The sequence below is a fragment of the Thiolapillus sp. genome, assembly GCF_048562965.1.
GTDB lineage: Bacteria > Pseudomonadota > Gammaproteobacteria > Chromatiales > Chromatiaceae > Thiolapillus > Thiolapillus brandeum_A.
In genome coordinates, this window is the sequence record NZ_JBHNMF010000564.1 from 1 (window position 1) to 2,011 (window position 2,011).

3 protein-coding genes are annotated in these 2,011 nt (G+C 53.8%); 2 read left to right on the plus strand and 1 reads right to left on the minus strand.

Annotated features, from left to right (window positions below; translation table 11 throughout):
- Window positions 1-203: 203 nt before the first annotated feature.
- Together ACOCD2_RS17720 and ACOCD2_RS17725 are read left to right on the plus strand one after the other, a co-directional pair.
- The gene (locus tag ACOCD2_RS17720; protein ID WP_293649928.1) at window positions 204-857 is read left to right on the plus strand and encodes a nitroreductase family protein; all 654 of its coding nucleotides are present in this window, start codon (window positions 204-206) and stop codon (window positions 855-857) included.
- 13 nt (window positions 858-870) lie between these two features.
- On the plus strand, window positions 871-1,440 hold the full coding sequence (locus tag ACOCD2_RS17725) for an NAD(P)H-dependent oxidoreductase (RefSeq protein WP_293649929.1): 570 nt from the start codon (window positions 871-873) through the stop codon (window positions 1,438-1,440).
- Here the strand turns inward: ACOCD2_RS17725 and ACOCD2_RS17730 are convergent.
- Window positions 1,407-1,787, minus strand: a complete 381-nt coding sequence (locus ACOCD2_RS17730) for a hypothetical protein (protein WP_293649930.1) — start codon at window positions 1,785-1,787, stop codon at window positions 1,407-1,409. The genes ACOCD2_RS17725 and ACOCD2_RS17730 overlap by 34 nt on opposite strands.
- Window positions 1,788-2,011 lie beyond the last annotated feature (224 nt).

A 2,011-nucleotide genomic window follows, 5' to 3' on the forward strand; every position in this document is an offset into this window, starting at 1 on the left:
TTGGGCAAGTAATCAATGAAATGGGATAACTCACCAGCCAGCCTTCTCAGAAGGCTGGCATCAAAGCCCCCTTATAGGGGGCAAAAGGCAAGTCTGCGTTCTTAGAACGCAGATTTTTACATATTAACGCCATTATCTATTTTTTCGCTAGGTATTATCCTGTAACACACCGCAACGTGATCAACACCTCGGGAGAAGAATCCATGAGCCATCCCATCGTCGAAGACCTCCGTTGGAGACACACTGCCAAGAAATACGATCCGGCCCGGCGGGTATCCGAAACCGATATGGAGGTACTGTTCGAAACCCTGAGACTGTCTGCGTCTTCCATCAACTCCCAGCCCTGGCGGTTTGTGGTGATAGAAAGCGATGAAGCCAGGCAGCGCATACACGACACCTTCGTACACAAATTTCAGTTCAACCAACCCCATGTCATGGCAGCGTCGCAGATCATCCTTCTTGCCCACAACCCGCGCTACACCCGGGAAGACTATGCCGAAGTGGTGGACAACGGCATCGAGGACGGCCGTACAAAGCCCGAGGCGAGGGAAGATGCCTTTGGCGCTTTTGCGTTTGCCGAAATGAACATGGATGAAAACGGCGATACCCATTGCTGGACCAAGGCCCAGCTGTATATCGCCCTGGGAAATATCCTGCATACTCTGGCCCGACTCCGCATCGATGCCACACCCATGGAAGGTATCGATACCGAACTCGTCAACCAAGCTTTCGAAAAGGAGCTGGACGGCTATCAGTGTGATGTGGCTCTGGCCATGGGCTACAGCCACAAGGACGACTACAACGCAAAGCTGCCCAAGTCACGCCGCCGCCTGAACAGCATCCTGATTCGTATCTGACCGAGGAAAAACCATGAAGATTCTCATCGTTACCGCCGGCTATTCTATTTTCGACGCCAAAGGCCAACTAAACGGCTTTCTGGCCTACCTGACCGAAAAAAACCTGTCGGCAAAGGGGCACCGTGTGAAATATTCCGATGTCACCAAGGACTGGAACACGGACAGAGATGTGGACAAGCTGCTCTGGGCGGATGCCATTGTCTACATCTTGCCCATCATGTGGTTCAACATGCCCGCGCCCATGGTCCGGTGGCTGGACGAGGTGCTGATCTACAAGAAAACATTTGTTATCACGGACGACTACGGAGAAGGCGGCCAGGTGCCGGCAGACAAATTCTTGATCGTGACCACCTCAAACATGAAAAAGAGCGACCTGGGAAAAGGCTTCGTCCTTAAGAACGCGCCGCATATCGATGACGTGCTGCAGCCGCTGATCATGACCAACCACTACCTGAGCATCCGCGAACAGATTCCCACGTTTCACGCCGACAATGTCATTGCCGGTAATACAGACTGGATCGAAGCAGCCTATATCGAACACCTCAATGCTCATTTCGGGGAAGCCGCTTCCATTGCAACATGAGAGGAGCTGCGGTGGAAACTGCTTTCCAGCAACGCATTGAGCACAGTTCCTGTACACAGAGAGTCATTGCAACCGGTGACACCGAATAACGCCACCGGCCTGAACATCTCGCCTTCAAGGGCCAGATCAAGAATCTCCTCGGCGGACAATGCAGGACGTCCCGCGTGCTCGGCCAGTGTGAAACGGATGTTGCCGATGCCATCGAAAGCCCGGTAGATCACTTCTGTGCACACCAGCCTGTCTGAGCGGAAGAAGTCGAAATCAAAATTGTATCCCTTGCCTTCATGGGTGCAGGCGCGGGAGATGGCTATCCTCAGCTCATCTTCCGTGCACCGGGGCCGGAGCACCACTAGCCCGCATCGCTCACCGATCCTCTGATTCCAGCGTTTTTAAGCGCCGGGACGTGGCCAAGATAGCCCGATAGCCCGTTTCTCGTGCCAATGTGCTCGCTACAAGCGTGTCTTCGGCCTCGTGATAGATTTTGGGACATCCCAGTCCCCAAAATCGACTCGGCCTTTGACAACCTATTGGTGCCCCAGCCGTCCTGGTCACCAAGCACTACGCAACAACT

Bases quoted from the DNA above. Each gene is read 5' to 3' on its own strand.
- ACOCD2_RS17725 (WP_293649929.1), top strand. From the start codon at position 871: ATGAAGATTCTCATCGTTACCGCCGGCTATTCTATTTTCGACGCCAAA.
- ACOCD2_RS17720 (WP_293649928.1), top strand. From the start codon at position 204: ATGAGCCATCCCATCGTCGAAGACCTCCGTTGGAGACACACTGCCAAG.